The organism is Actinomadura sp. 6N118, from assembly GCF_044326415.1.
Classification (GTDB): Bacteria; Actinomycetota; Actinomycetes; order Streptosporangiales; family Streptosporangiaceae; genus Spirillospora.
On sequence record NZ_JBIRAZ010000012.1, the window covers coordinates 217,257 to 237,532 of the forward strand.

Consider the following 20,276-nt stretch of genomic DNA (forward strand, 5'->3'; position numbering starts at 1 on the left):
GGGTCAATCGGGGGGCAGGTCGCCCCGGACTCGCTGAGGGCTGTAAAAGTGAGCGTGGGAAGGCTGTGGGCTCCGTCGAGATCCCACAGCCGTGCTCCACAGCTCAGATGGTGACCGCTAGCTGCTCGCGGGCGGCGATGGCCTTGCGCAGGCGGATCATCTCCTTGGGGAAGTTGACCGCGACCGCGCCCACCAGCACTCCGTCGCGGGTGAAGGCGACAGAGAACTTGTCGTCCTCAGGCGTACCGGTGACGATGCTGCTTTCGTCAGCCAGGCGTGGCAGGCCGGCCCACTGGATGCGCGTTCCGTGCACGCGCGTGCCCAAGGCGGGCACGGCGTCGAACGGCTCGGCCTGCCCGGGGCCGCGCAGCAGGTTGCGGGCGGCGACGGCGCCCTGCTCGTTGGCATTGGCCCAGTGCTCGACACGCACCAGCTCACCTCCGAACAGACCGTGCGGCCAGCGGGCCACATCTCCGGCTGCGACGACGTCGGACACGCCGTCGGCGAACAGTTCCGCGCTGGTGACCACGCCGTCGTCGACGTGGACGCCGCTGCCGTTCAGCCAGTCGGTGTTGGGCACGACGCCCATGCCGGCGACCACCAGGTCGGCCGGGACCGTACGGCCGTCGCTCAGCCGCACGCCGCTCACTCGGCCGTCCTTGCCGGTCACTTCGACCACGCGGACTCCGGAGATGAGCTCGACGCCGTTCTTGCCGTGGTGGACGGCCAGCCATCGGCCGGCTCGCTCGCCGATCGTGTCGTCCATGGGCACCGCGCCGGCGTCCACGACGGTGACCTGGTGGCCAAGGTGGCGGACGGTGGAGGCCACTTCGCCGCCAATGAAGCCGCCGCCGATGATGACCACCCGGCCGGGGTCCGTGGCCAGCGCCCGGCGCAGCGTGGTGGCATCGTCGATGGTGCGCAGCACGTGGACTCCGCGGAGCGTCATCTGTTCTTCGGGGAGGCGGCGCGGCCGTACCCCGGTGGCGATGACCAGACCGTCATAGGAGAGGGATGTGCCGTCGTCGAGTGCGACCGTCCGGCCGCCGGTGTCCAGCCGCACGGCGCGGCGGCCGCCGCGCCAGTGGACGTCCACGTCATCGGCGCCGGGCAGCGCGACGTCGTCGTCCCCGGTCAGCACGCTCTTGGACAGCGGCGGCCGGTTGTAGGGCAGGTGCGGCTCGGCGCCGACCAGGCTCAGCTCGCCGGTGTACCCCTCCTCCCGCAACGTCTGCGCCGCCCGCAGGCCCGCCAGCGACGCTCCGACCACCACGATCTGGCTGAACGATCCCATCTCAGCACTCCTCCACTGTCGACATGGCCTTGAGCGACATACACTACCCCCGAAGGGTATATCGGGAATGTGATCGCCGTCTCAAATACCCTGCAGAGGTATGTCTGAGCGCCGCAGCCAAGCCGGGGGCCTTCGTTTTCGGCCTGGCTCTCGTCGCTGATCGCGTCGGTCGAGAAGTCCGGCTACACCGCCGAGTTGCCGGCGCCGCCCAAGGCGGCGCGCGCCGATGACAGCCGGTCACCACCGCCACCGAGATCCCGGCCGGACACTGACCCGTATTGAGAATGGGCGGACCACGGCTCACCTTGAGCCGCGGTCCGCCCATTTTCCTGGGGCGCCGCTCGGGTTGCCGAGCATGGTCATTGAGGCGCTTGCGCGGTGCCGAGGACGTGCGCCTGAGGAGGGGCGAAGCGGAGCGGAGCGTAAGAGAACCGGTCGATTTCGTTGATGTCGAAGCCCGCCTCCCGGATGGCTCTGGTGCTGTCGCGATCCAGGTGGCAGCCGCCAGTGGCTCGTCGCCAAATCGGTGTGATGACACGCTGGCTGAGTGCGAATGTTGGCCGCTCCGACCGGACGTGTTCGAAGAAGCGCAGCTCGCCGCCCGGCTTCAGGACCCGCCGCACTTCCGCGAGCGCTTCGGCGGGAGACGGCAGGGAACACAGGACAAGAGACAGTACGGCGGCGTCGAAACTGGCGTCGCCAGCAGGGAGTGCACCGGCGTGACCGGGCACCACACTGACGGGCACCGTCGCGCTCGCGGCCACCCGCAGGGCGGAGGCGCGGAGCAGGTCCTCCGGTTCGACGGCGACGACCTCGGTGACGGTCGCCGGATATCGGCGGAAGTTCATGCCGTTGCCCGCGCCGACCTCGATGACCCTGCCGGACAGTCCGGCCAGCATCCGGTCACGGTGACCGGCGGTGCCCCGGCCCTCGGCTTCGCGGCTGATCCGTTCATACATGCGGGCGAAGCGGGGGTGTTGGAATTTTGAGAGATCGCTCATGGAGGTGCCTCCTGTCAATGTCGGTCAGGTCGGGTAGAGAAGGTCTTGGCTGATCAGGGCTGCCGCGGCCACCTTCGTGTCTACTATCAATGAATAGTACGAAGGGAGGATAGTAGAAGTTCCGGGTTGCTACTATCGCCCTGTAATAGATAGGGGGATACGTGGGCGACGAGCTTGATCGGGCGGTTGCCCTCCTGGGGCCGCTCGAAGGACGGGTCATGCGGGCTGTATGGACCGGCCAGGTGGACGAGGAGTTCGTGGTGCGTGACGTTCTCCGGCTGATGCCGGAGCTGGCCTACACCACTGTCATGACCACACTGCGGCGGCTCGCGGAGAAGGAGCTGCTCACGTCGAGAGCTCAGCCCGGACGAAAAGCCCACGAGTATCGGGTCGCGGGCGCTCCAGGTGAGTATCTCGCCACCGCGAGCGCACGCGAGGCCGCCGACGTGGTCGAGCGCTACGGTGATGCCGCCCTCGCGGCGTTCGCCGCCAGGCTGGCCGATCTGACACCGGAGCAGCGCCGACGTCTGGAGGACCTGGCACGGTGATCATCTCCCTTGTGCGAGGGCGACGCTGGGTGCCGCTGGGCGCCTTGGGCGGACTGGGGGCGGCACACGGGGCGATGGGCGTGGGCCTGCTGCCCTGCCCGATGATGTCGATGACGCAGTGTCTCGCCGTGGCCGTCGGCGTCGTCGCCGCCGCGAGTCTGGCGGCGGCCGTGGCCCGGGCGACCTTCCTGGCCCTCCGGACGGCCGGCGCGGTCGCCGCGCTCGGTCGCGTGCCGACTCCGCCGACGGTCGCCGAGGCTGCGGAACGAGCGGGAGCACGCGACGTCGTATGCGTCCCAGGTGAGGACCGTACAGGTTTCTGTGCAGGCCTCGTCCGTCCGAGGGTCTATGTGACCACGGCTTTGAGCGGCCCGGAGCTCGATGCGGTGCTGGCCCACGAAGCCGCCCACGCTCGTCGCCGTGACCCGCTGCGCCGTCTGGTGAGCAGAGCCGCCGCTGATGTCCTGTTCTACTTGCCGCTCGCGTTCTGGTGGAGGAACCGTCAGATCGAGCGTTCGGAACTGTTCGCCGACCGCGCCGCGATCGACCGTGTGGCCCGCAAGGCGGTCGCCGTGGCTCTCATGTCCGCCGATGGGGGCCGGCTGCCCGAGACGACAGCGGCTTGGGACGGCGCGGCGCAGGCCCGGGCCGCGCAGCTGCTCGGGGACGACGTTCCCCGGCGCCGCCCGGCCCGGGCTCAGATCTTGGCATCAGCCAGTGGCCTGACATTGGTCGTGAGCCTGTCCATGTGCCTTGGTCAGGCCTTCCTGCTCACTATTGGCCTGGCCTGATCCACGTACCTCAGCGGTGAGGTCCGTCCTGAGCGGTGAGGTCCGTGCACAGGTCAGGTCACGTGCGGTAGCCGAGCAGGGCCATCATTCCGGACTCCTGGTGGTAGACGTTGTGACAGTGGATCATCCAGCGGCCGGGGTTGTCGGCGTCGAAGTCGGCTTCGAGGGTGGTCTTCGGCAAGACGATCGCGGTGTCCTTGCGCAGGCCTGTCGCCGTGAGTGCGAAGGTGTGGCCGTGCAGGTGCATCGGATGCCACATCGTGGTGCGGTTGACGAACGAGAGCCGCACGCGCTCGCCTGAGCGGATCGGCTGGAGATCCTTCGGGTCGTACCTGCGCCCGTTGATCGCCCAGTCGTACTTCATCATGCTGCCGGTCAGTTCGAGCCGGATCGTCCGGTCGGGCTGCTTGGTGGGGAGGCGTACGGCGTCGGCCGGGTGCAGGTCCCGGTAGGTGACGATCTTCTTGTCGAGTTCGCTCGGGCGTGCGTTCGCCGCAGGGGCGGGCGCGGGAGTGCTCGTTCGGAGCACCGCACGCGTGGCCGCATTCTTGCCTTCGGCGAGGGCCGTCAGCGGGAAGGCGCCGGATTTGGCGGTGACGATGACGTCGTAGCGTTCTCCCATGCCGATGAGCAGTGCGTCGGTAAGGGTGGGACGCACGGGGAAGCCGTCGGTGTGAGTCACGGTCATCCGGTGTCCGGCGAGGGCGACGCGGAATGCGGTGTCGCCGCTGGCGTTGATGAATCTGATGCGAACGCGGTCGCCCGGCTTGGCCTTGAACGTCTGCGGTGCGCGGGCGGTGCGGCCGTTGATGAGGTAGTGCGGGTAGCGGACGTCACCGGCGTCGCCGCCCAGCAGTTTGCTCTCGGCGCCCATGAGCATGTGGGAAGTCGGGCGCGGTGCCGGGGAGGGCGTCGTTCCGCTGCCCATACCTTCCATTCCGGGCATGTCGTGTCCGCCGCCGCTGCTGTCATCGTCCATGTTCATCCCGCCCATTCCCCGGCGTAGCTCCGCGAGGACCTGGTCGGGGTTGCCGGTGACGCCGTCGAGCCAGTCGTCGAGGATGACGATCCATTCGGCGTCGTAGGAGAGTGGCTCGTGCGGGTCGTCGACGATCAGCGGGGCGTAGAGACCGCGGTCGAGTTGCGTGCCTGAGTGCGGGTGGAACCAGTAGGTGCCCGGATCGGGCGCGGTGAACTGGTAGAGGTAGTCCGCTCCGGCCTTGATCTCGTCCTGGGTGACGGCGGGAACGCCGTCCGCGTCGTTGCGCAGTGCCATGCCGTGCCAGTGGATGGTGGTGGCCTGCGGCAGGCGGTTGATCAGACGGGCCCGGACCACCTCACCGGCCTTGACCCTGATCGCGGCACCTGGCAGCGCGCCGCCGTACGTCCAGGTCCGGACCGTACGGCTGCCCAGATCGACAGGGCCTTCGACGGCCAGGAGCCGGAAATCGCGCACGGTGCCGGGACGCCGTCGGGCCTCGGTGTCACTGACCTGTCGCCCGGTGGGCGAGACGAAGGTCTGGCCGTTGTCGCCCTGCTTGCTGCATCCCGCCAATGCGGCGCCGCCGACGGCCAAGAGCCCGGCTCGCAGGAGGGCGCGGCGGTCGAACGCGCGGCGGTCGAACGCGCGCCGGTCGAAATAAGTCGTCATCGAACTACCTCACACAAATTCACATGGATGATTGCGGACCGTGACCGAGGGGAGGTGCTGCTGGACAGCACTGGACTCGGTGACGCGTGTTCACATCCGCAGAATCGCTGTGCGAGTGAGATGGACGCCGAACAGCGGAGGGCTTCGGCTGCTCGAACGGGCGAGGTGCAGAACGGACTGGCGCCGCTCCGTCAGTGAAAGGGCGCACCACCGGGAACCCGCCAGCAGCAGCAACATGACTGCAGTGACAAGGGCAAGGCAGACCGGCAGCGGGTCGAGCATCCCAGCGTTCCTGTCGCCGGTCATCATCACCGGCGTAGTCGGTGAGAACGCGGCGGGACCATGTGCGGCGTGTTCGGCGACAGTCCCGGCGATCGGGCTGACGACGACAGCTGACGGTGTTGGGACGTGCTCTCGATGAGTTGTGTGGCCCAGCGTATGCATCAGGGTCAGCCCGACGAAGACAGCCATGAGCAGCAGCCATCGGAAAGTCGCTTCCGCGGCGCGCTGCCCTGCCGTCATCGCCTCAGGCCTTTCCTTATCGTGGCCTTTCAGGTCACCGGCCAAAAGTACTATGCACGATAGTACTAGGTCATCCGGGCGGGCGATGTCGGCGGCGTCTCGCTGCCGACGCCGTGGATGGATGAGCGGGAAGGCTTGCCCGGCCCACGTGATCATGGGCGTCCGGCGTTGAGGGTAGATCGTTTATACGTCTTCTTGGGTTCCAGTTGCCGTTCTGTCGGATTTGCTACTACATTGCTTCGTAATTCGTTCGTGACCAACCGACCTCCGCCCTGGAGGTCGCGGACCGACCGCCGAGTCCCGTGCCGCAGCCGGCGCCGCGGGAGCCGGGGACCCATCTGCCATTCGGGGTGAATCCGCCATGCGCGGTAGGGCGACTCCTGGCCCGAACCCGTCAGCTAACCCGGTAGGCCGTATGTGGAGACTTCATGGACCCCGTTGGCAAGATGCTGCTCGACGTCGCCAAGCCCCAGCTCGGTTATCGCGAGAAGGGCGGCGGCTACACCAAGTTCGGCGACTGGTACTCCGAGAACGTCGACAAGGACAACGACTCCTACTTCAAGACAGCGCCGTGGTGTGACATGTTCATCGCCTGGGCTGCCAACCAGGTGGGGGTCCAGGATTGGGTGGGCGAGTTCGCCGCCACCATCGAGCACGCCAAGTGGTTCAAGAAGCAGGATGCCTGGGGGACCAAGCCTGAGCCCGGCGCCTTGGTGTTCTTCGCCTGGTCGGGGTCCAAGGACATCGACGCCATTGGCCACGTCGGCCTGGTGGAAAAGGTCGACGGCCGCACGCTCACCACGATCGAAGCCAACACCGACGCGGTCTACCTCAAGCGCAAAACGCGAGATGTGAAGGACGTCGTCGGCTACGGCTACCCCGCAAAGGTCGAGGTCAAGGGTAAGTCCCTGCCGACAGAGGTCACCGCGCAGGCCACTCCAGCGCCGAAGTACGTGCCCAAACACGCGGCACCCCCGCCGGCGGTCAGTACGGTGACGGCCCCGCCGTCGACCACGGCCGAGGCTGGGCAAACCGGTCAGAGCGCGCCTTCGGCTTCGCTTCCGATGCAGGAGGCTGCGCTCACCGGCACACTTGCGCTCGTCCTTGTGGGCACGGTGGCACTGGCCGTGGGCAAGTCCACGGCGGCGAAGGTGCCCACGGCCGCACCGGTGCGTGTCCGCAAGCGCGGCAAGCACCACCGGACGCCGGTGGCACTGCCCGCCGACGTCACCCCGGCCGATCTCCACGCGGCCGAAGAGTCCACCACCGTGATGCCCGTGATCAGCGCGGCTATTGCTGCCGAGGTGGAGGATCGCGAGTTCTGGGGGCGGGTCTCCCACCTTGAGGACGACCAGGAACTGGCCTTCTGGGACTCGTTGCACGCTGAATTCGTCGCTCCCAGAGAGCTGGTCTGAAGGAAGCGTGAACGAGCGCGAGAACCGCGCCCGGGCACGGTGACCACCTGCCATGCCCGGGCGCGGTTTCCTTTATGCGGGAACCGCCTCCCGCGGACGTTCGGGGGCGGCCGTGAGGCTTCCGGAGCGGGCCAGTGCGTGGATGGCCAGAGCACAGGCCGCTCCCACGGCGGCCAGCGTCCACCAGGGCAGGCTTGGCAGACCTGTTTCACGGCCGGCGTCGAGGGCGGCGCCGGTGAGGAGGTTGCCTATGGCGATGCCGATGCCGGACAGGGTGTTGTAGAGCCCGTAATAGGTGCCGATCATCTTGTCGCCGCCGAGGGCGGCGATGGTGGCCATCTCGAACGGATAGGTGACCATCGTGGCGAGGGTCAGCAGGGCAGCGCTGAGGAGGATGGGGCCGAGCGCGACGGCGTACGCCAGCGGCGCGTTCAACTCTGCGCCCACGGCGGTGGCAGGGACGAAGGAGGCGGCCAGAGCCATCGGGATGAACGAGAGGCCCATCAACGCCAGGCCGCGGGCGAGTGCCTGGCCCGGGGTCCATCGAGCTTTGGCCCATGCGGTCACGCGTACCTGGCCGGCGACCGCGAGCGCGCCGGACACCACGAACAGGAGCGTCACCCCGAGTTCGCCGCCGGTGACCCGCCGGACTTCGATCGGCAGGCCCAGGTAGACCTGGAAGTTCAGGACGTACGAGCCGATCATCGCCAGCGAGAAGAGCACGAAGGCGCGGTTGGCCAGTGCCGTACGCCAGTCTCGGAGCACCGATTCGGTGGCGCCGGCGCGGCTTCCCCGCCGAGCGGGCAGGGCTCTGGCCTGGGCTATGGCCAGCACCGCGAAGAGTCCCGCGGCGACCAGGCAGGTGACGCGGAACGCAATGCCGCCCAGGAGCAGTCCGATGAGCGGTCCGGCCAGGATGCCCAGCTGGTAGAAGACGTTGAAGACGGCGAAGGCCTCGACCTTCCTGTCGCCCGCCTCCTGTGCCAGGTACGCGCGTACGGCCGGGTTGAAGAAGGCGCCGGCCAGCCCCGTGAACGCGGATGCGACCAGGATGACCGGCAGGCTGCTGGCCATCCCGAGCAGAGCGAATCCGACGGTGCGGAGCGCCAGCCCGATCAGGATCATCGGTTTGTATCCCAGGCGGTCGGCCAGGCTGCCGCCGACCAGGAACATGCCCTGCTGGCTCAAGTTGCGCACCCCGAGCGTGAGGCCGACCAGCCAGGCTGCCAGGCCCAGATTCCCCGACAGGTGGTTGGCCAGGTAGGGCATGAGCATGTAGAAGCCCAGGTTGATGGTCAGCTGGTTGATCATCAACAGCCGGATCGGCCGGTTGAACGACCGGAACTGGGTCACGGTCTCCCTCATCGCGGAGTGGCTCCCGTCGTGGTGGCCGCGGGCGCGGTCACGTTGCCGCAGCGGGTCCAGCGGGTGGCTTCGCGTTCGGACGCGTGGGATATCTGGTCGGGGTGTTCGGCCGGGACGACGTCCAGGAGGCCGTGCTCGGCGCAGTACGCGTCGTCGTACACCGTCCCGGAGTAGCGCTCGGGACCGTCGGGAAAGATCGCGGCTATCCGGTGGTGGCCGGGCTCTGCCCTTGCCAGCCAGGAGGCGACCAGGCCCACCGCGCCGACACTCCACCCCCCGCTGGCGTATCGCCCGCCGGCCATGGCGCGGCATGCCCAGACGGCCTCGCCCGGCGCGACCCAGTGCACTTCGTCGTACGCGTCGTAGTGGATGTTGCTCGGGTAGATGCTGCTGCCGAGCCCTCGCATGAGGCGAGGGCGGGCGGGCTGCCCGAAGATGGTGGACCCGGCGGCGTCGACTCCCACGAGGCGCAGATCCGGATAGAAGCGGCGCAGCACCCGGGAGACCCCGGCGCTGTGGCCGCCGGTGCCGACACTGCAGACCAGGACGTCGACCCGTCCCAACTGCCCGGCCAACTCCAGTGCGAGGCCTTCGTAGGCGGCCACGTTGTCGGGGTTGTGGTACTGGTCGGGACAGTAGGAGTGCTGTTCTCGCGCCCTCAACTCCCGCACCCGCTGCCGCCGAGCCTCCTGCCAGCCGCCGACCGGATGCGGCGCCTCGACGACCTCGACTCTGGCGCCGTGGGCGCGCAGGAGATTGCGGATCATCGGCTCCATTCCGGGATCGGTCACCAGCGTCACCGGATGCCCGTACGCGATGCCGGCGAGCGCCAGGCCGAGCCCCAGCGTGCCGCTGGTGGATTCGATGATCGGTTCACCGGGGGACAGATCGCCCCGTTCCCTCGCGCGAGCGATCATGTGCATGCCCGGGCGGTCCTTGATGCCGCCGGGATTGCAGCCTTCGAGTTTCGCCCAGAACCCGTTGGGAGTCTGGCCGAACAGATCGGGAATCCACAGGACGGGGGTGTTGCCGACCATTCCGGCCGGTGACTGGCATGTGGCTCCCCCCACCAGGCGGCCGGGGGTGGTGTTGTCGAGCAGTTCGCGGTCGCGCAGTCCGGTTGTTTCCATCGTTTGCTCCTGGGGTGGCAGGGCTCATGACGACATGGCCCAACGGCGTGAGGTGATGGCGGAAAGCGGGTCATGATCGGTGGTGGCGGGGCCCCGATGCATGACCGGACCGGCTACAGGCGTGCCAGACAGAGCAGGTTCAGCAGAGCGATTCCGCTGATGATGGAGGGGGGTCTGCCATCGCGTTCGAAGGCGTGCCGCACTACCGCCAAGGGGGTGTTGGCAGATCGCCAGAGAAATAGTCTGGAAAGAGCGGCGAGGAGGAAGGCGAGCCAGCCACCGAGCTCGGCCGCTCGAAGCACGACCGAGGCGTCGCATCCGGCAGGGTGCCCATGGGGCAGCCCGTGCGCGCTCTCGGTGTGCAAGGGCGATGTGTTTCCATCGGTGGCCGCCACATGGATGAGCGTCGTATCGCCGTGGACGTGAAAAGCCGATACGACGGTGCCCGCGGCGACCGGAGTGACCAATCCCTCCGCGTGATCTGCCTCGTTGGCTTGGAGTCCCGGCAGGCAGAAAGCGAAGTAGAGCGCCGCGACAGTGATCAGCAGCCCGGCCAGCGCCGGCATGATGCCTCCGCGCTCACGCAGGACACGGTTTTGCAAGGTAAAAGCCCTTTGCGTATGCCACAGCGGTTTCATGACGGCTATACGTGTAATTTGCGGCTCAGAGGACGGAGACGTGCGGGTGGTCCATGTGGTTCTGCGTGATACCGCCGCGATTTTCCATTTGCCGCCATCCGCTGCCGCTGCGCGAGTCCCAGATGCGCTGCCGCCAGATGATGTACTTGATTCCCAGCCGGGAGGCGTTGGCGACGACGTATTTCGCGACGGAGTCGCCATGCGCGGTGGCGGACGCGGACGGCATACGACCGGCTGTGCTCTCCATGAAGTCACAGGCTCTGCCGGAGCCATGGTCCTGCGGGTCGCCAGCTCGATAGCAGCCGATCGTGGGGAACGGGCCGAACTTTCCGTCGATCTCCAGCAGCACCTTGCGCATCCGCGGGGTCATGTAGTTTCCCACCAGCGGGGATTTGGTCTTGCCTCCGACGCCGTCCGGTCGACCGGCCTTGGCCGATTCGGCCTTGTACTTGGCGAGCAGCCTTCGTACCTTGCCCCGCTTGCCCTCAAGGGCGGCGATCTCCCGGCGGACCGAGTCAATCTTCGACTGCGCGGCGCGGCGCGACTTTTGGGCCGCCACGGCCAGCGTGGCGATGTCCCTTACGCGACGATCGCTGTTGCGGGCCAGATACTCGAGTGCGACGGCTTCACGGAGGGATGAGCCATCGCTGTTGAGCACCACAGGCATGGAGGCGGGACCTCCGCTCATGTACGAGCCGGCGACCAGCCCGCGGATCTGCACGCGTGCGGCGTCCAACTCGCCGTTGCGCCGCGCGGCGTCCGCGGTCGCGCGGGCAGCGCTCTCATTCAGGTCCCTGAGGATCTCGATCCGTCCCCGGTAGTCCTTCTCCAGCGCGGCGGCCCGCTTGCTCAGCGCGGCGAGTTGCTTCTCCGGGTCCTTGTCCGGCGCGGAAGTGGCGCCGAGCGTGGACGACGGCGTGGCGCCGACCAACGCGGCGATGGTCAGGGCCGAGAGAAGACCGCGCACCATCCAGGGAGCCCTGCGCGACGACTTGCCCAGCCGCACGCCGTCTCCTTCCTGTGGGGGGTGTTTCGGGTAGCGGAGCTGGACGCGGCTCCACCCATGGGGAAATCTACTATTGGCGATAGTAGGGCATGGGAGGGGCTGGTGTGGTCGGTGTGCCACCCACTGGGATCCGCTCGTTACGCGTGGCCGTACACGATGCCGGTCTTCGCTGACACCGCGACGTACTCCACATCTTCAAATGAGGCGTCCCGCAACGCCTCCACCCAGAACTCCGGAGGCGCCGTTTGGCCACCGCGGGGCAGCGAGCCGGGCCGGAACAGGCTCCCGAGGGAGAACGAGCCAGACGAATACATCAGGTCGCCGATGACAAGCCTTCCTCCCGGCCGCAGCCAGCGACGGATGCGAGCCGTCAGCACCCGCTTGTCCGCGTTGTGGACGTGGTGAAAGGCATAGCCGGACACCGCAAGGTCGGTGCACTCGAACGGCAAGGCCAGCGCCATCAGGTCCTTGGGATACGTCACCACGTTGTTCAGGCCGAGCGCGCTGATCTCCGAGATCGCGGCCGTGGCCTCGACGGCGAACACCCGTTCCGTCCGTTCTGCCAAGCGCCGAGTGAGATGCCCCGCGCCCGCGCCGAGATCGATGCACTGGTCGTCCGGTCGAGGGTCGGCCAGTCTGAGGATCTCCTCGCGCAGCTCGTCGGTCTCGGACGAGGGCGTGTGCTCGTGCAACGAGTCGGCGGTACGGCTCCGCATCCAATTCGGCATGTCGTCGCCTCCAGTCCGTCGTCGCGCACCAGGTGATCACCGCGGGCGCAAACTACTATCGTTAATAGTAGCCGATGAGTCTGTCTCGGCGTTGTCGAGAAGGAAGGTGTAGGTATCCGGGGCCATGGATTGATGGGGAAGTGACAGTTTCATCTCGGTCGCCGTGATGGTCATGGTCGTCCGAGGTGAAGCCGTGGCCGTGGCCGTGGTCTGGGTCGTTGCGCCCGGCGTCTTGGTGCCCGTGCCCGAGTCGTTCGACTCTCCGCCGCCACAGGCGGTCGCCAGCAGCGTGACGTCGGCTATCGCGGACAAGGCGGTGGGCCTGAATCGGATTCCCATCGTCTGCCTCCTCTCGTTTGTGGACCTCGTCCGAACGCGCTCATCCGGTGGCCGGCTGTGTCGGGATCCGCCGCGACGGAGTCCTTCCTTCGCAACTCCATCATCTACTATCATTCGTAGTAACTGGCTCGCGGTAGAGGTCGTGAGTCCGTGCGGCGCTGGGCGTTCCGCCTGCCTGTGAAGGACGTGATGTGATCATGCCCCTCCCGCCCTCCGGGGAGCTTGAGGCTTTGATCATGGAGCGAATGTGGTCGTACGGGTGCCCCGTGGACGCGCGGCGGGTCTTCGAGGATCTGGCCCAAGTCCGGGATGTCGAGTGCGACACCGTTGCGACGCGCATGGATCTGCTGCAGAGGGAGGGCTGGTTGGCGTCAGAGCCGGCCGGCGACTCGCGGTTGTACACCGTGGTCGCCGCTCGCGAGAGCTATGTCGCCAGACTGGTCCGCGAAATCTTGGCCGGCCCGGCTCACACTGCCGCGGCGTTCGTCCACTCCTGGCCCCTTCCGGACGCGAAGTAGCCCCCCGGCACAGCGGTGACCGCCCACACCGGATGATTCCACCAGAGCACGGGCGTCATGCGGGCCCTGCTCGATAAGTCTTCCTATCGTCGATAGTAGTAGCTCTATGGCTCTATTTGCCCAATCTCAGGCGATGACGGCCGGTCAGGCTTGGTTTGATTCGACTAACTACTATGTTGGGTAGTATTAAACTCTGGGAGTTGGACTGCTACCTGGACGGTGATCTGCGGCGCATGACCGATGCACCCAAGCCGGAAGCGACAACGGTGATGTTGCGCGTCATGGAACTGAGTGACGTGCCGCTCGTAGCTGAGCTCCATCGCCGCTGCCTTCATCAGGGGTTCTTCGTGGACCTCGGCGAGCGCTTCCTAGGGCACTACTACCGGACGTTCGTCACCAGCCCGGCGGCGGTCACACTCGTCGCGGAACGCGAAGGCGTCTTCGCCGGCTTTCTGGTGGGCACGGTGGACGAACGCGTCCATCGACGTCATGTGGCACGTCTGGATCGGGGACGGCTGGCGCGGGCCGGTGCGCTGTCGCTCACGCTGCGTCCCCGGCTGACGGCCAAGTTCGTGCGCACTCGTGCGCGCCGCTATGCCCAGGGGCTGGACAGGGCTCGCCAGTCCGGAACGGAGTCCAGGCCGAGCAAGACCACGGGAGTCCTGCACCACATGGCGGTGAACGATACGGCTCGTCGCAGCGGAGTCGGGCGGATGCTGGTCGACGGGTATGCCACTCTCGCGCGGACGCAGGGCACGAGTCGGCTGACCTTGGAGGCGCGCGAGGACAATCCCGGGGCCCAGCGGTTCTACGAGGATCTCGGATGGACTCCGCGGGACAAGCACGCCGGCGTCGACGGCGGCGAATGGCTGACTTACGGACTGGACCTGTGAAGGTGAAGAACCTGCGCGGGCTTCCCGCGATGGCGGCGCTGGTCTCCGTCGCCGCGTGCTCCGGGATCGGGTCTCCCGCCGCGGGGACTCGTCAGACCACACCGGCTCGTGGGCCCGCGACAGCGTCGGCCCTGCCCGAGTTGCCGAGAGTGAGGCCGTACGTCATCGCCGCCGATGAACCGGCGCCCGAAGTGAAGCGCGCCGCCGTCCGTTTCATCGAGGTGCTGACCAACTACGACGATGGCGGCGGGCTCGCCGTGGCGACCAGGAAACGCCTCGCCGCGGCCGGCCTGTCACCGGCTCTCGCCGGGCAGGCCGGAGTTCTTCTCACACCGTCAGGGGCCGGAGCCGGGGAGGTCGTCTATCCACAGCTCGGTGGCCTGACACGATCATCGGCGTCGATCATGGCCGTGGTACGGCTGACCACGAGACAGGGCGCGAACATCTCGACGTCCATACGCACGATCGACGTCAGGCTCGCCAGGAGCGCGGCGGGCTGGGTGGTCGCGCGAATCGCCTCCACCGGCGGACTGCGCCTGGGGGACGGCCGGGCTCCGAGCCCACTTGCCGCCCGGGTCCTGGCCAATGATCGCATCGTGCTGCCCGACACTGCCCGTTGGGACATCCAAGCCGGCCGCCTGGATGCGCGCGTTCTGCGGTTGATGCTCGGAATCGCAGCCAAGCACACCATCTCCGTCACCGTCCTTTCCACCGGCCATCCCTTTCAGGTCTATGGCAGCGAATCTGTGAGCAACCACAAACGAGGAAGAGCGGTCGACATCTGGGCGGTCGACGGCCGCCGCGTCGCGGAACAGCGCCGCGGCACCGGCGCCCCGGCCCGTCTCATCGCGGTCCAGGCGCTCGCCAACGGTGCGACCGAGGTCGGCGCGCCCTGGGTCGTGTCAAGCAGCCGTGGAACGTCGTTCACCAACACGGTTCACCAAGATCACCTGCATCTCGGTTTCAAGCGCTGACAGGCCCGCCGCGAGGTCTCGCACCGGGCTCGCAATGACTCGACAGCTCGTGGCCATACCCGATGACGTGGACCCGGCTGATGATCCGCAGCAGACCGTGCCGCTCCCTGATCGCGTGGATGCGCAGGCCAGCGTCAAGGAGGAGTCAGCGGCTGGAGTCGCCGGGCGGTGAGAGACATGGGGCTGCCCGGCATCCGTTCAGCTCGCGGATGATCGGCACCGTGTCAGAAGGTTAGGTGGCAGTGCTGCTCGATGACGGCCGTAATGGCAGGGTTGAGGGCCAGGGTCAGCGGCAGGGCCGCGAGCAGGCCGATGCCGATCGCTCCGGTCAGACGTGCGGTACGGGACAGAGGGTTGGACGGAGCCAGCATCCTGCGGACGCGCAACAACGCCGTTCCGCCTCCCGCGCCGAGCGCGGCGGCGGGAGTCCGGCCGCTCGCGACGGTGACCAGCGCCGCGGCCACGGTGGTCCGGTCATGTGTCCGGGCGGCCACGTCGTCGGCCAGGAGCTCGATGAGCCGGCTGATCTCCGCCCGCGCCGCCCGGAACAGCGGGACGGCGGGAAAGGCCCGGTTCACCGCCATGGCGAGGTTGACGGCCATGGCATGGCGGCCACGAAGATGAGCCCTCTCGTGGGCCAGCACGGCGGAGAGTTGGTCCGCGTCGAGTCCGGCCAGGGCGCCGCTGCTCACCACCACGCACCGGTGACGGCCGGGCAGGCAGTAGGCGAGCGGCTCATCATGCTCGATCACCATGGCATCGAGGTCGGGACGGGGACGAGCCACCATCATGAGGACCCTGAGGTGGCGCCGCCGCTGCACCACGATGGTGACGACCATCACCAGGACGTGGCCAATGATCCAAAGCGTGATGCCGCCGGCGACCGCGAGGCCCCCGTAGGCGCCGATCGGCTGAGGCGTGTTCTCGTAGTGCGCCCGGATCATCATCCGGCAGGCCGCCAGCAGATCCGCCAAGCCGTGCGGCGCCTGTGCGATCGGTACGACGAGGGCGAGGCCCGCGAGGATCACCGCTCCCAGAACCGATGCGGTGGCCGCCTGCCAGGCGATGACGCCCAGCCGCGGCGCCCGTTCCGCCCAGCTCCCCAACCGCAGCAACCTCGGCCCAAGCGTGCCGAGAACGACGGCGTAAACAAGGAGCGCGGCTGTGGCGGTCACTTGGAACCCTTGGGCGGCACTACTTTGAGTGCGGTCTGCAGGGCCTCCGCCTCGGCAGGGGAGAGCTCCGTGAGAAAGTGCACGAGCGCGGCGGTCTGGTTGTCGCTGGTAGCCAGGGCCTCACGCATGAGCTTGGCGGTATAGCCCTCGCGGGAGCCGACCGGCTCATAGACGTAGGCACGCCCCACCCGCTTGCGGCGCAACCAGCCCTTCTTGTGGAGATTGTCCATCACGGTCATCACCGTCGTGTAGGCGATGGTCCGCTCCTGCTGCAAGTCCTCCAGGACATCGCGGACGTTCGCGGAGTGGCCGTACGACCACATGCGCTCCATGACGACGGCCTCCAGGTCGCCGAAGCGCTGCCCGGCCATGCGCCACCACCTTCGTCGTCGACTCCCGCAGCCAACCAACTCGATACTACAGGTCTTAGTAGCAAGGGAGTGAGTCTGTGAGCCGGTGAGCTCGTAGGTGCTCTTGTGAATCAGTTCGGTGCCGGCCGGTAGGCCATGGTGAAGCTTCGACCGCCGTCCCGGGATTCGTGGACGCTGCCGTCCTCGGTTGCGGCAAGCAGCCGCCGGGCGTCCACTGCGGTGAACGCGGTCGCCTGCCCGCCGGGAAGGCGACCGAGCCTCTGCCAGGATCCATCACCGGGACGGCCGCTGTGCACCTGTCCGTCCACGCCGACGCCGACCAGGCCCCCGCCGTCGACGGCGTCGAGGTGGCTGAGCAGGGGCGTGCCGGAAGCTTTCGTGAACGTCGCGCCGCCGTCGTCACTGACCTGAACCCCTTCTGGGGTCGTCGCGTGCACCCGATCCGGCCGGTTTCGATGGGCCGCCAGATCTACCACCTGCAGCCGCGCCCCGATGATCCACTTACGGCCCTCGTCGTCGCTGCGCCGGACCTGCCCGGTCTGGCTGTCGAAGGCGTACAGCTTCGTGCCTGCGGGTTGCAGGCCGTGGAAGTCCGCGCTGCCGCCCTCCGAGACCTCCGTCCAGGTGGCCCCGGCGTCGGCGGAACGGAGCAGGCCCAGGTGCGGCCGGGCCCCCTTGGCCATTTCGGCGGCGGCCGGGTGGCCGCTGGCCAGGAAGGTCTTCGGGCCGACGATCGTGAAGCCCATGGTGTCCTGGAACCGGCCGGCGACGCGGGCCGCCCGGTCCTGGCCGATGATCCGGAACACTCCGTAGTGCGCGGCCACATAGATCGCGCCGTCCGCCGGGTCGACGCCGAGACCGTGAATGTGGCCGATCCCCGGGTCGGCACCGGCAGGCGAGGACGCCGTGGTCGATGTGGTGTCGTCTCCGCCGCAGGCCGCCAGGACGAGTGACACCGTCGCGGTGAGCGAGACCGCGAGGGTTGCCCGCCGGGAACGTCTAGTCGTCCGGGACATCGCAGTGCCTCCGCTCATGGCACGCATCCAGGGGTGCGCGCTATCGGCCCAGACGGCCGGGTTCTTTTCACTATGCTGAATAGTAGAGGAGGTTGGGTGGCGCGCGTCGGCCGGGCCCGAGCGCGGCCGGCACGACGGGCCGGTGCTACCGCCCGAGATCGAGGAGCAGGGTCCCGACGCTCTCACGTCCTCGTCCCGATGCGTGCCTGGACGCCTCTCGCATGGCCACCCCGCTCAGTCCTCGTTCCGAGGAGACCAAGGAGGTTGGCGGCCAGACCGGATATCGACACCGCTCAACGAACCAACAGGCCCGGCGTCGATTGCGACGCCGGGCCTGTCACGGTCCGACCGGGTATCGCGGCGCGAAGCCGGGGGCCATCACAAGCTGACCCCCGGGCCGCTGGTGATCACATGTTCTTGAGCAGGTTGCGCATGGTGGTGATCTCGGCGGTTTGCGAGGTGATGATGGCGCCGGCCATGGTCTTGGCGGCGGGGAACTGTCCCGAGGTTTGTTCCTTTTTGGCCATGGTGACGGCGCCTTGGTGGTGTTTGATCATCATGTCGAGGAAGGCCTTGTCGTAGGCCATGCCGGACAGCTTGTTGAGCTTGGTCATGTCCTGGGCGGACATCATTCCTTCCGCGCCGCCGTGACCGCTGTGGTCCATGCTGGCCCCCGGTGATGGCATCGAGGCGCCCCAGCTGGTGAGCCAGGCGGTCATTTGCTTGATTTCTGGGTCCTGGGCCTTCTCGATGTCGGCGGCCAGTTTTTTCACCTGTGGCATGGAGGCCTTGGTCTTGGCCGGTTTGGCCATCTCCAGTGCCTGCTGGTGATGCGGGATCATCATCTGGGCGAACATGACGTCCTGGTCGTTGTGCTGGCCCGGCTGCTGACCTGTGGCCGGCGTGGCGCTGGTGGACATCGAGTGGCCCGGCTGTGAACTGCCGGATTCCTTGTCGTCTCCGCCGCACGCGGCGAGGGTGAAGGCCAGGACGGGCGTGATGATGAGCGGGATCGTGCGTTTCATGATGGACCTTCCGTGTTGTGAGGGATGACGGGGGACGCGGTCGCCACAGGGCGCCGCGCGGTCGCCGTCACAGCCGCAACACGGCCGATCGGAATGCCAGCGGAGGGGGCGAGCGGCCCGCGTCCCGGGGACGGGGCCGCACGGTGCTCCGGGGAACGAGGAACGCAGGCCTCCATGTCCGCCACGCGGCAAGGAGGAGCACGACGAAGGAAACCAACGTCAGCAGGGCCAAGCAGATCTCGCCGCCTGAGTGATGCTCAGGATCATGCGAGCCGTTGCTGTGCGATCCACCGTGGCCGGACCCGCCATAGCTGGCGTCAGCGTGACCGGAGTCCGCGTGGCCGACGAGCCCATGCTCGGCGCTGATGCCCGGCACCCCTGAGGCGTCCACAGGGCTGCTGGATGCTTGAAGTCCGTGCATGGCCATCACGCAAGAGACCAGGAGGAGTCCGAGGAGAGCCGTCCATGAGACGCCGAGCCGCCCTTCGCGGAGCGGGGGAGCGCCACTGTGGCACTCGCGCTGTGGACTGACGACCGAGGTCGGCAGTTGGGCGTGCACCTCTGGCGGACGGGACCTCGCGCCAGCCCTGGCCGTGCGATTTTGCACGGGTGCCCCCTGCATGGACCTTCTCGCCCCTCCAGCCGTTAGCGCATCACCAAGATCCGTTAACTAGACAGCTTAGTAGACACGGCCCCGGAATGTGGACCGGCCGGCGGCAGCGGGCGTGGTGAGACTTGTCCGGAACGCTGATCCGCCTGGTGGATCACGTTCACCGATCCCGCATGATCGCCTAGCCCAAACCGAACGGGCTCTCGTCCCCTGTTGGGGGGACCTTGCGGCGCTGAATGTGGACGGTGGGTTTCCGCTTCCGTGGGGACGCGCCTTGGTCCGGCCGGGTCGTAGCGTCCTGATCGTTCACTCCCCACATGGAAGGACGATGATGGCTGCGGAGATTTCACGAGGGCGCTTCCTTCGCGCGGTCGGCGGGACCGCAGCCGGCGCGGTGCTGGCCGGCTCCATGGGTGGTGCTTCGTCGGCGGCGAGCGCCGCGGCCGCTGAGGCGGATGTCCTTGAGGTGCCTGGCGCCGCGCTGTACTACGAAGTGCACGGCAGCGGACCGGTGCTCATCATGATCCCGGGGGCCAGCGGCACCGCCGACACCTTCAGGAAAGTGATCGGGTACCTGGCGGCGCGCTACACGGTCGTCGTCTACGACCGCCGTGGCTTCGCCCGCAGTCAGCTTCGCGGAGCGCAGGACTACCGCCATCGTTTCGAGACCGATGCCGACGATGCCCTCCGCCTGATCGAGCAGGTGGGCACCGGACCGGCCACCGTCGTGGGAAGCAGCTCCGGCGCGCTGGTGGCGTTGGAGGCGCTCATCCGCGACGCGTCGCCCATCCGCACGGTCGTTCCGTACGAGCCGCCCGCGATGAGGCTTTTGCCAGACGGCCGCACCTGGATCGATTTCTTCTTCGCCATCTACGACCTGTATCGCCGTTCGGGGACCGTTGTCGCGCAACAGAAATTCGCCGAGCGGATCTTGACCGAGTCGGACCGGGCCAGCCTGCCCCCGCCACCCGGGAACGGCGAGCCCATCCTGGTCAACACCACCTACTGGTTCGAGCGCGAACTGCGTCAATATCCCGCCGTGGACCTCGACCTGGGAACCCTCGTCCGATACGCCGACCGGATCCTCCCGGCCGTCGGCGCCGAATCGCACGGCCGCCCCACTCACGAGGCGACCGCAAAGCTGGCGGCCAGGCTTGACCGGGACCTGACCGAGCTACCTGGCGGTCATCTCGGCTTCCTGTCCCAGCCCGCCGCCTTCGCGGAGCGGCTCCTCGACCCACTTGACCGCGCAGGAAGGTGAGCACG

At 67.8% G+C, this 20,276-nt stretch carries 22 protein-coding genes and 1 riboswitch; of the genes, 7 read left to right on the top strand and 15 right to left on the bottom strand.

Annotation, left to right across the window (positions count from 1 at the left end; all coding sequences use genetic code 11):
* Positions 1-103: 103 nt before the first annotated feature.
* A complete protein-coding gene (locus ACH34W_RS29845; RefSeq protein WP_395964444.1) occupies positions 104-1,294 on the bottom strand; it encodes an NAD(P)/FAD-dependent oxidoreductase in 1,191 nt (396 codons plus the stop codon).
* A gap of 359 nt (positions 1,295-1,653) precedes the next feature.
* Complete coding sequence (locus ACH34W_RS29850) at positions 1,654-2,295, bottom strand: class I SAM-dependent methyltransferase (protein ID WP_395964445.1); 642 nt, start codon at positions 2,293-2,295, stop codon at positions 1,654-1,656.
* A 161-nt stretch (positions 2,296-2,456) separates the two neighbouring features.
* Between ACH34W_RS29850 and ACH34W_RS29855 the strand changes: the two genes are divergently transcribed.
* Both ACH34W_RS29855 and ACH34W_RS29860 read left to right on the top strand, forming a co-directional pair.
* Positions 2,457-2,843, top strand: coding sequence for a BlaI/MecI/CopY family transcriptional regulator (locus ACH34W_RS29855; protein WP_395964446.1), 387 nt, complete (start codon positions 2,457-2,459; stop codon positions 2,841-2,843).
* Positions 2,840-3,634, top strand: a complete 795-nt coding sequence (locus tag ACH34W_RS29860; RefSeq protein ID WP_395964447.1) for a M56 family metallopeptidase — start codon at positions 2,840-2,842, stop codon at positions 3,632-3,634. Before ACH34W_RS29855 ends, ACH34W_RS29860 begins: the two co-directional genes overlap by 4 nt.
* Positions 3,635-3,692: 58 nt before the next feature.
* On the opposite strand, the gene ACH34W_RS29865 is transcribed toward ACH34W_RS29860, so the two are convergent.
* Both ACH34W_RS29865 and ACH34W_RS29870 read right to left on the bottom strand, forming a co-directional pair.
* On the bottom strand, positions 3,693-5,285 hold the full coding sequence (locus tag ACH34W_RS29865; protein WP_395964448.1) for a multicopper oxidase family protein: 1,593 nt from the start codon (positions 5,283-5,285) through the stop codon (positions 3,693-3,695).
* A 90-nt stretch (positions 5,286-5,375) separates the two neighbouring features.
* On the bottom strand, positions 5,376-5,807 hold the full coding sequence (locus ACH34W_RS29870) for a hypothetical protein (protein WP_395964449.1): 432 nt from the start codon (positions 5,805-5,807) through the stop codon (positions 5,376-5,378).
* 293 nt (positions 5,808-6,100) lie between these two features.
* Positions 6,101-6,235: riboswitch (cyclic di-AMP (ydaO/yuaA leader) on the top strand.
* Between ACH34W_RS29870 and ACH34W_RS29875 the strand changes: the two genes are divergently transcribed.
* A complete protein-coding gene (locus ACH34W_RS29875) occupies positions 6,236-7,222 on the top strand; it encodes a CHAP domain-containing protein (RefSeq protein WP_395964450.1) in 987 nt (328 codons plus the stop codon).
* 72 nt (positions 7,223-7,294) lie between these two features.
* Here the strand turns inward: ACH34W_RS29875 and ACH34W_RS29880 are convergent, their stop codons facing one another.
* From ACH34W_RS29880 to ACH34W_RS29905, 6 genes are all read right to left on the bottom strand, one after another.
* The gene (locus tag ACH34W_RS29880) at positions 7,295-8,587 is read right to left on the bottom strand and encodes an MFS transporter (RefSeq protein ID WP_395964451.1); all 1,293 of its coding nucleotides are present in this window, start codon (positions 8,585-8,587) and stop codon (positions 7,295-7,297) included.
* The gene (locus ACH34W_RS29885; RefSeq protein ID WP_395964452.1) at positions 8,584-9,717 is read right to left on the bottom strand and encodes a PLP-dependent cysteine synthase family protein; all 1,134 of its coding nucleotides are present in this window, start codon (positions 9,715-9,717) and stop codon (positions 8,584-8,586) included. The genes ACH34W_RS29880 and ACH34W_RS29885 overlap by 4 nt, the downstream gene beginning before the upstream one ends.
* Before the next feature lie 113 nt (positions 9,718-9,830).
* Positions 9,831-10,283 (bottom strand): hypothetical protein, encoded by a 453-nt coding sequence (locus ACH34W_RS29890; RefSeq protein WP_395964453.1) that lies wholly within the window; start codon positions 10,281-10,283, stop codon positions 9,831-9,833.
* A gap of 97 nt (positions 10,284-10,380) precedes the next feature.
* Complete coding sequence (locus tag ACH34W_RS29895; protein ID WP_395964454.1) at positions 10,381-11,361, bottom strand: hypothetical protein; 981 nt, start codon at positions 11,359-11,361, stop codon at positions 10,381-10,383.
* 137 nt (positions 11,362-11,498) lie between these two features.
* Complete coding sequence (locus tag ACH34W_RS29900) at positions 11,499-12,089, bottom strand: class I SAM-dependent methyltransferase (RefSeq protein ID WP_395964455.1); 591 nt, start codon at positions 12,087-12,089, stop codon at positions 11,499-11,501.
* Positions 12,090-12,125: 36 nt separating this feature from the next.
* Positions 12,126-12,428 carry a hypothetical protein gene (locus ACH34W_RS29905; protein ID WP_395964456.1) on the bottom strand — a complete coding sequence of 101 codons (303 nt, stop codon included), beginning with the start codon at positions 12,426-12,428 and terminating at the stop codon, positions 12,126-12,128.
* A gap of 197 nt (positions 12,429-12,625) precedes the next feature.
* Between ACH34W_RS29905 and ACH34W_RS29910 the strand changes: the two genes are divergently transcribed.
* The 3 genes from ACH34W_RS29910 (at position 12,626) to ACH34W_RS29920 (ending at position 14,813) form a co-directional block, all read left to right on the top strand.
* Positions 12,626-12,946: a BlaI/MecI/CopY family transcriptional regulator gene (locus tag ACH34W_RS29910; protein ID WP_395964596.1), complete on the top strand. Its 321-nt coding sequence runs from the start codon at positions 12,626-12,628 to the stop codon at positions 12,944-12,946.
* A gap of 173 nt (positions 12,947-13,119) precedes the next feature.
* Positions 13,120-13,839 (top strand): GNAT family N-acetyltransferase, encoded by a 720-nt coding sequence (locus ACH34W_RS29915; RefSeq protein WP_395964457.1) that lies wholly within the window; start codon positions 13,120-13,122, stop codon positions 13,837-13,839.
* The gene (locus tag ACH34W_RS29920) at positions 13,836-14,813 is read left to right on the top strand and encodes a hypothetical protein (protein ID WP_395964458.1); all 978 of its coding nucleotides are present in this window, start codon (positions 13,836-13,838) and stop codon (positions 14,811-14,813) included. The genes ACH34W_RS29915 and ACH34W_RS29920 overlap by 4 nt, the downstream gene beginning before the upstream one ends.
* Before the next feature lie 224 nt (positions 14,814-15,037).
* On the opposite strand, the gene ACH34W_RS29925 is transcribed toward ACH34W_RS29920, so the two are convergent.
* The 5 genes from ACH34W_RS29925 to ACH34W_RS29945 form a co-directional block, all read right to left on the bottom strand.
* Positions 15,038-15,988 carry a M56 family metallopeptidase gene (locus tag ACH34W_RS29925; RefSeq protein ID WP_395964459.1) on the bottom strand — a complete coding sequence of 317 codons (951 nt, stop codon included), beginning with the start codon at positions 15,986-15,988 and terminating at the stop codon, positions 15,038-15,040.
* The gene (locus tag ACH34W_RS29930; protein WP_395964460.1) at positions 15,985-16,359 is read right to left on the bottom strand and encodes a BlaI/MecI/CopY family transcriptional regulator; all 375 of its coding nucleotides are present in this window, start codon (positions 16,357-16,359) and stop codon (positions 15,985-15,987) included. Before ACH34W_RS29930 ends, ACH34W_RS29925 begins: the two co-directional genes overlap by 4 nt.
* A gap of 110 nt (positions 16,360-16,469) precedes the next feature.
* Complete coding sequence (locus ACH34W_RS29935) at positions 16,470-17,393, bottom strand: F510_1955 family glycosylhydrolase (protein ID WP_395964461.1); 924 nt, start codon at positions 17,391-17,393, stop codon at positions 16,470-16,472.
* Between the two features lie 389 nt (positions 17,394-17,782).
* Positions 17,783-18,295, bottom strand: a complete 513-nt coding sequence (locus ACH34W_RS29940) for a DUF305 domain-containing protein (protein WP_395964462.1) — start codon at positions 18,293-18,295, stop codon at positions 17,783-17,785.
* 172 nt (positions 18,296-18,467) lie between these two features.
* Complete coding sequence (locus ACH34W_RS29945) at positions 18,468-19,022, bottom strand: DUF6153 family protein (protein WP_395964463.1); 555 nt, start codon at positions 19,020-19,022, stop codon at positions 18,468-18,470.
* 316 nt (positions 19,023-19,338) lie between these two features.
* On the opposite strand from ACH34W_RS29945, the gene ACH34W_RS29950 reads away from it, so the two are divergent.
* The gene (locus ACH34W_RS29950; RefSeq protein ID WP_395964464.1) at positions 19,339-20,271 is read left to right on the top strand and encodes an alpha/beta fold hydrolase; all 933 of its coding nucleotides are present in this window, start codon (positions 19,339-19,341) and stop codon (positions 20,269-20,271) included.
* Positions 20,272-20,276: the final 5 nt, after the last annotated feature.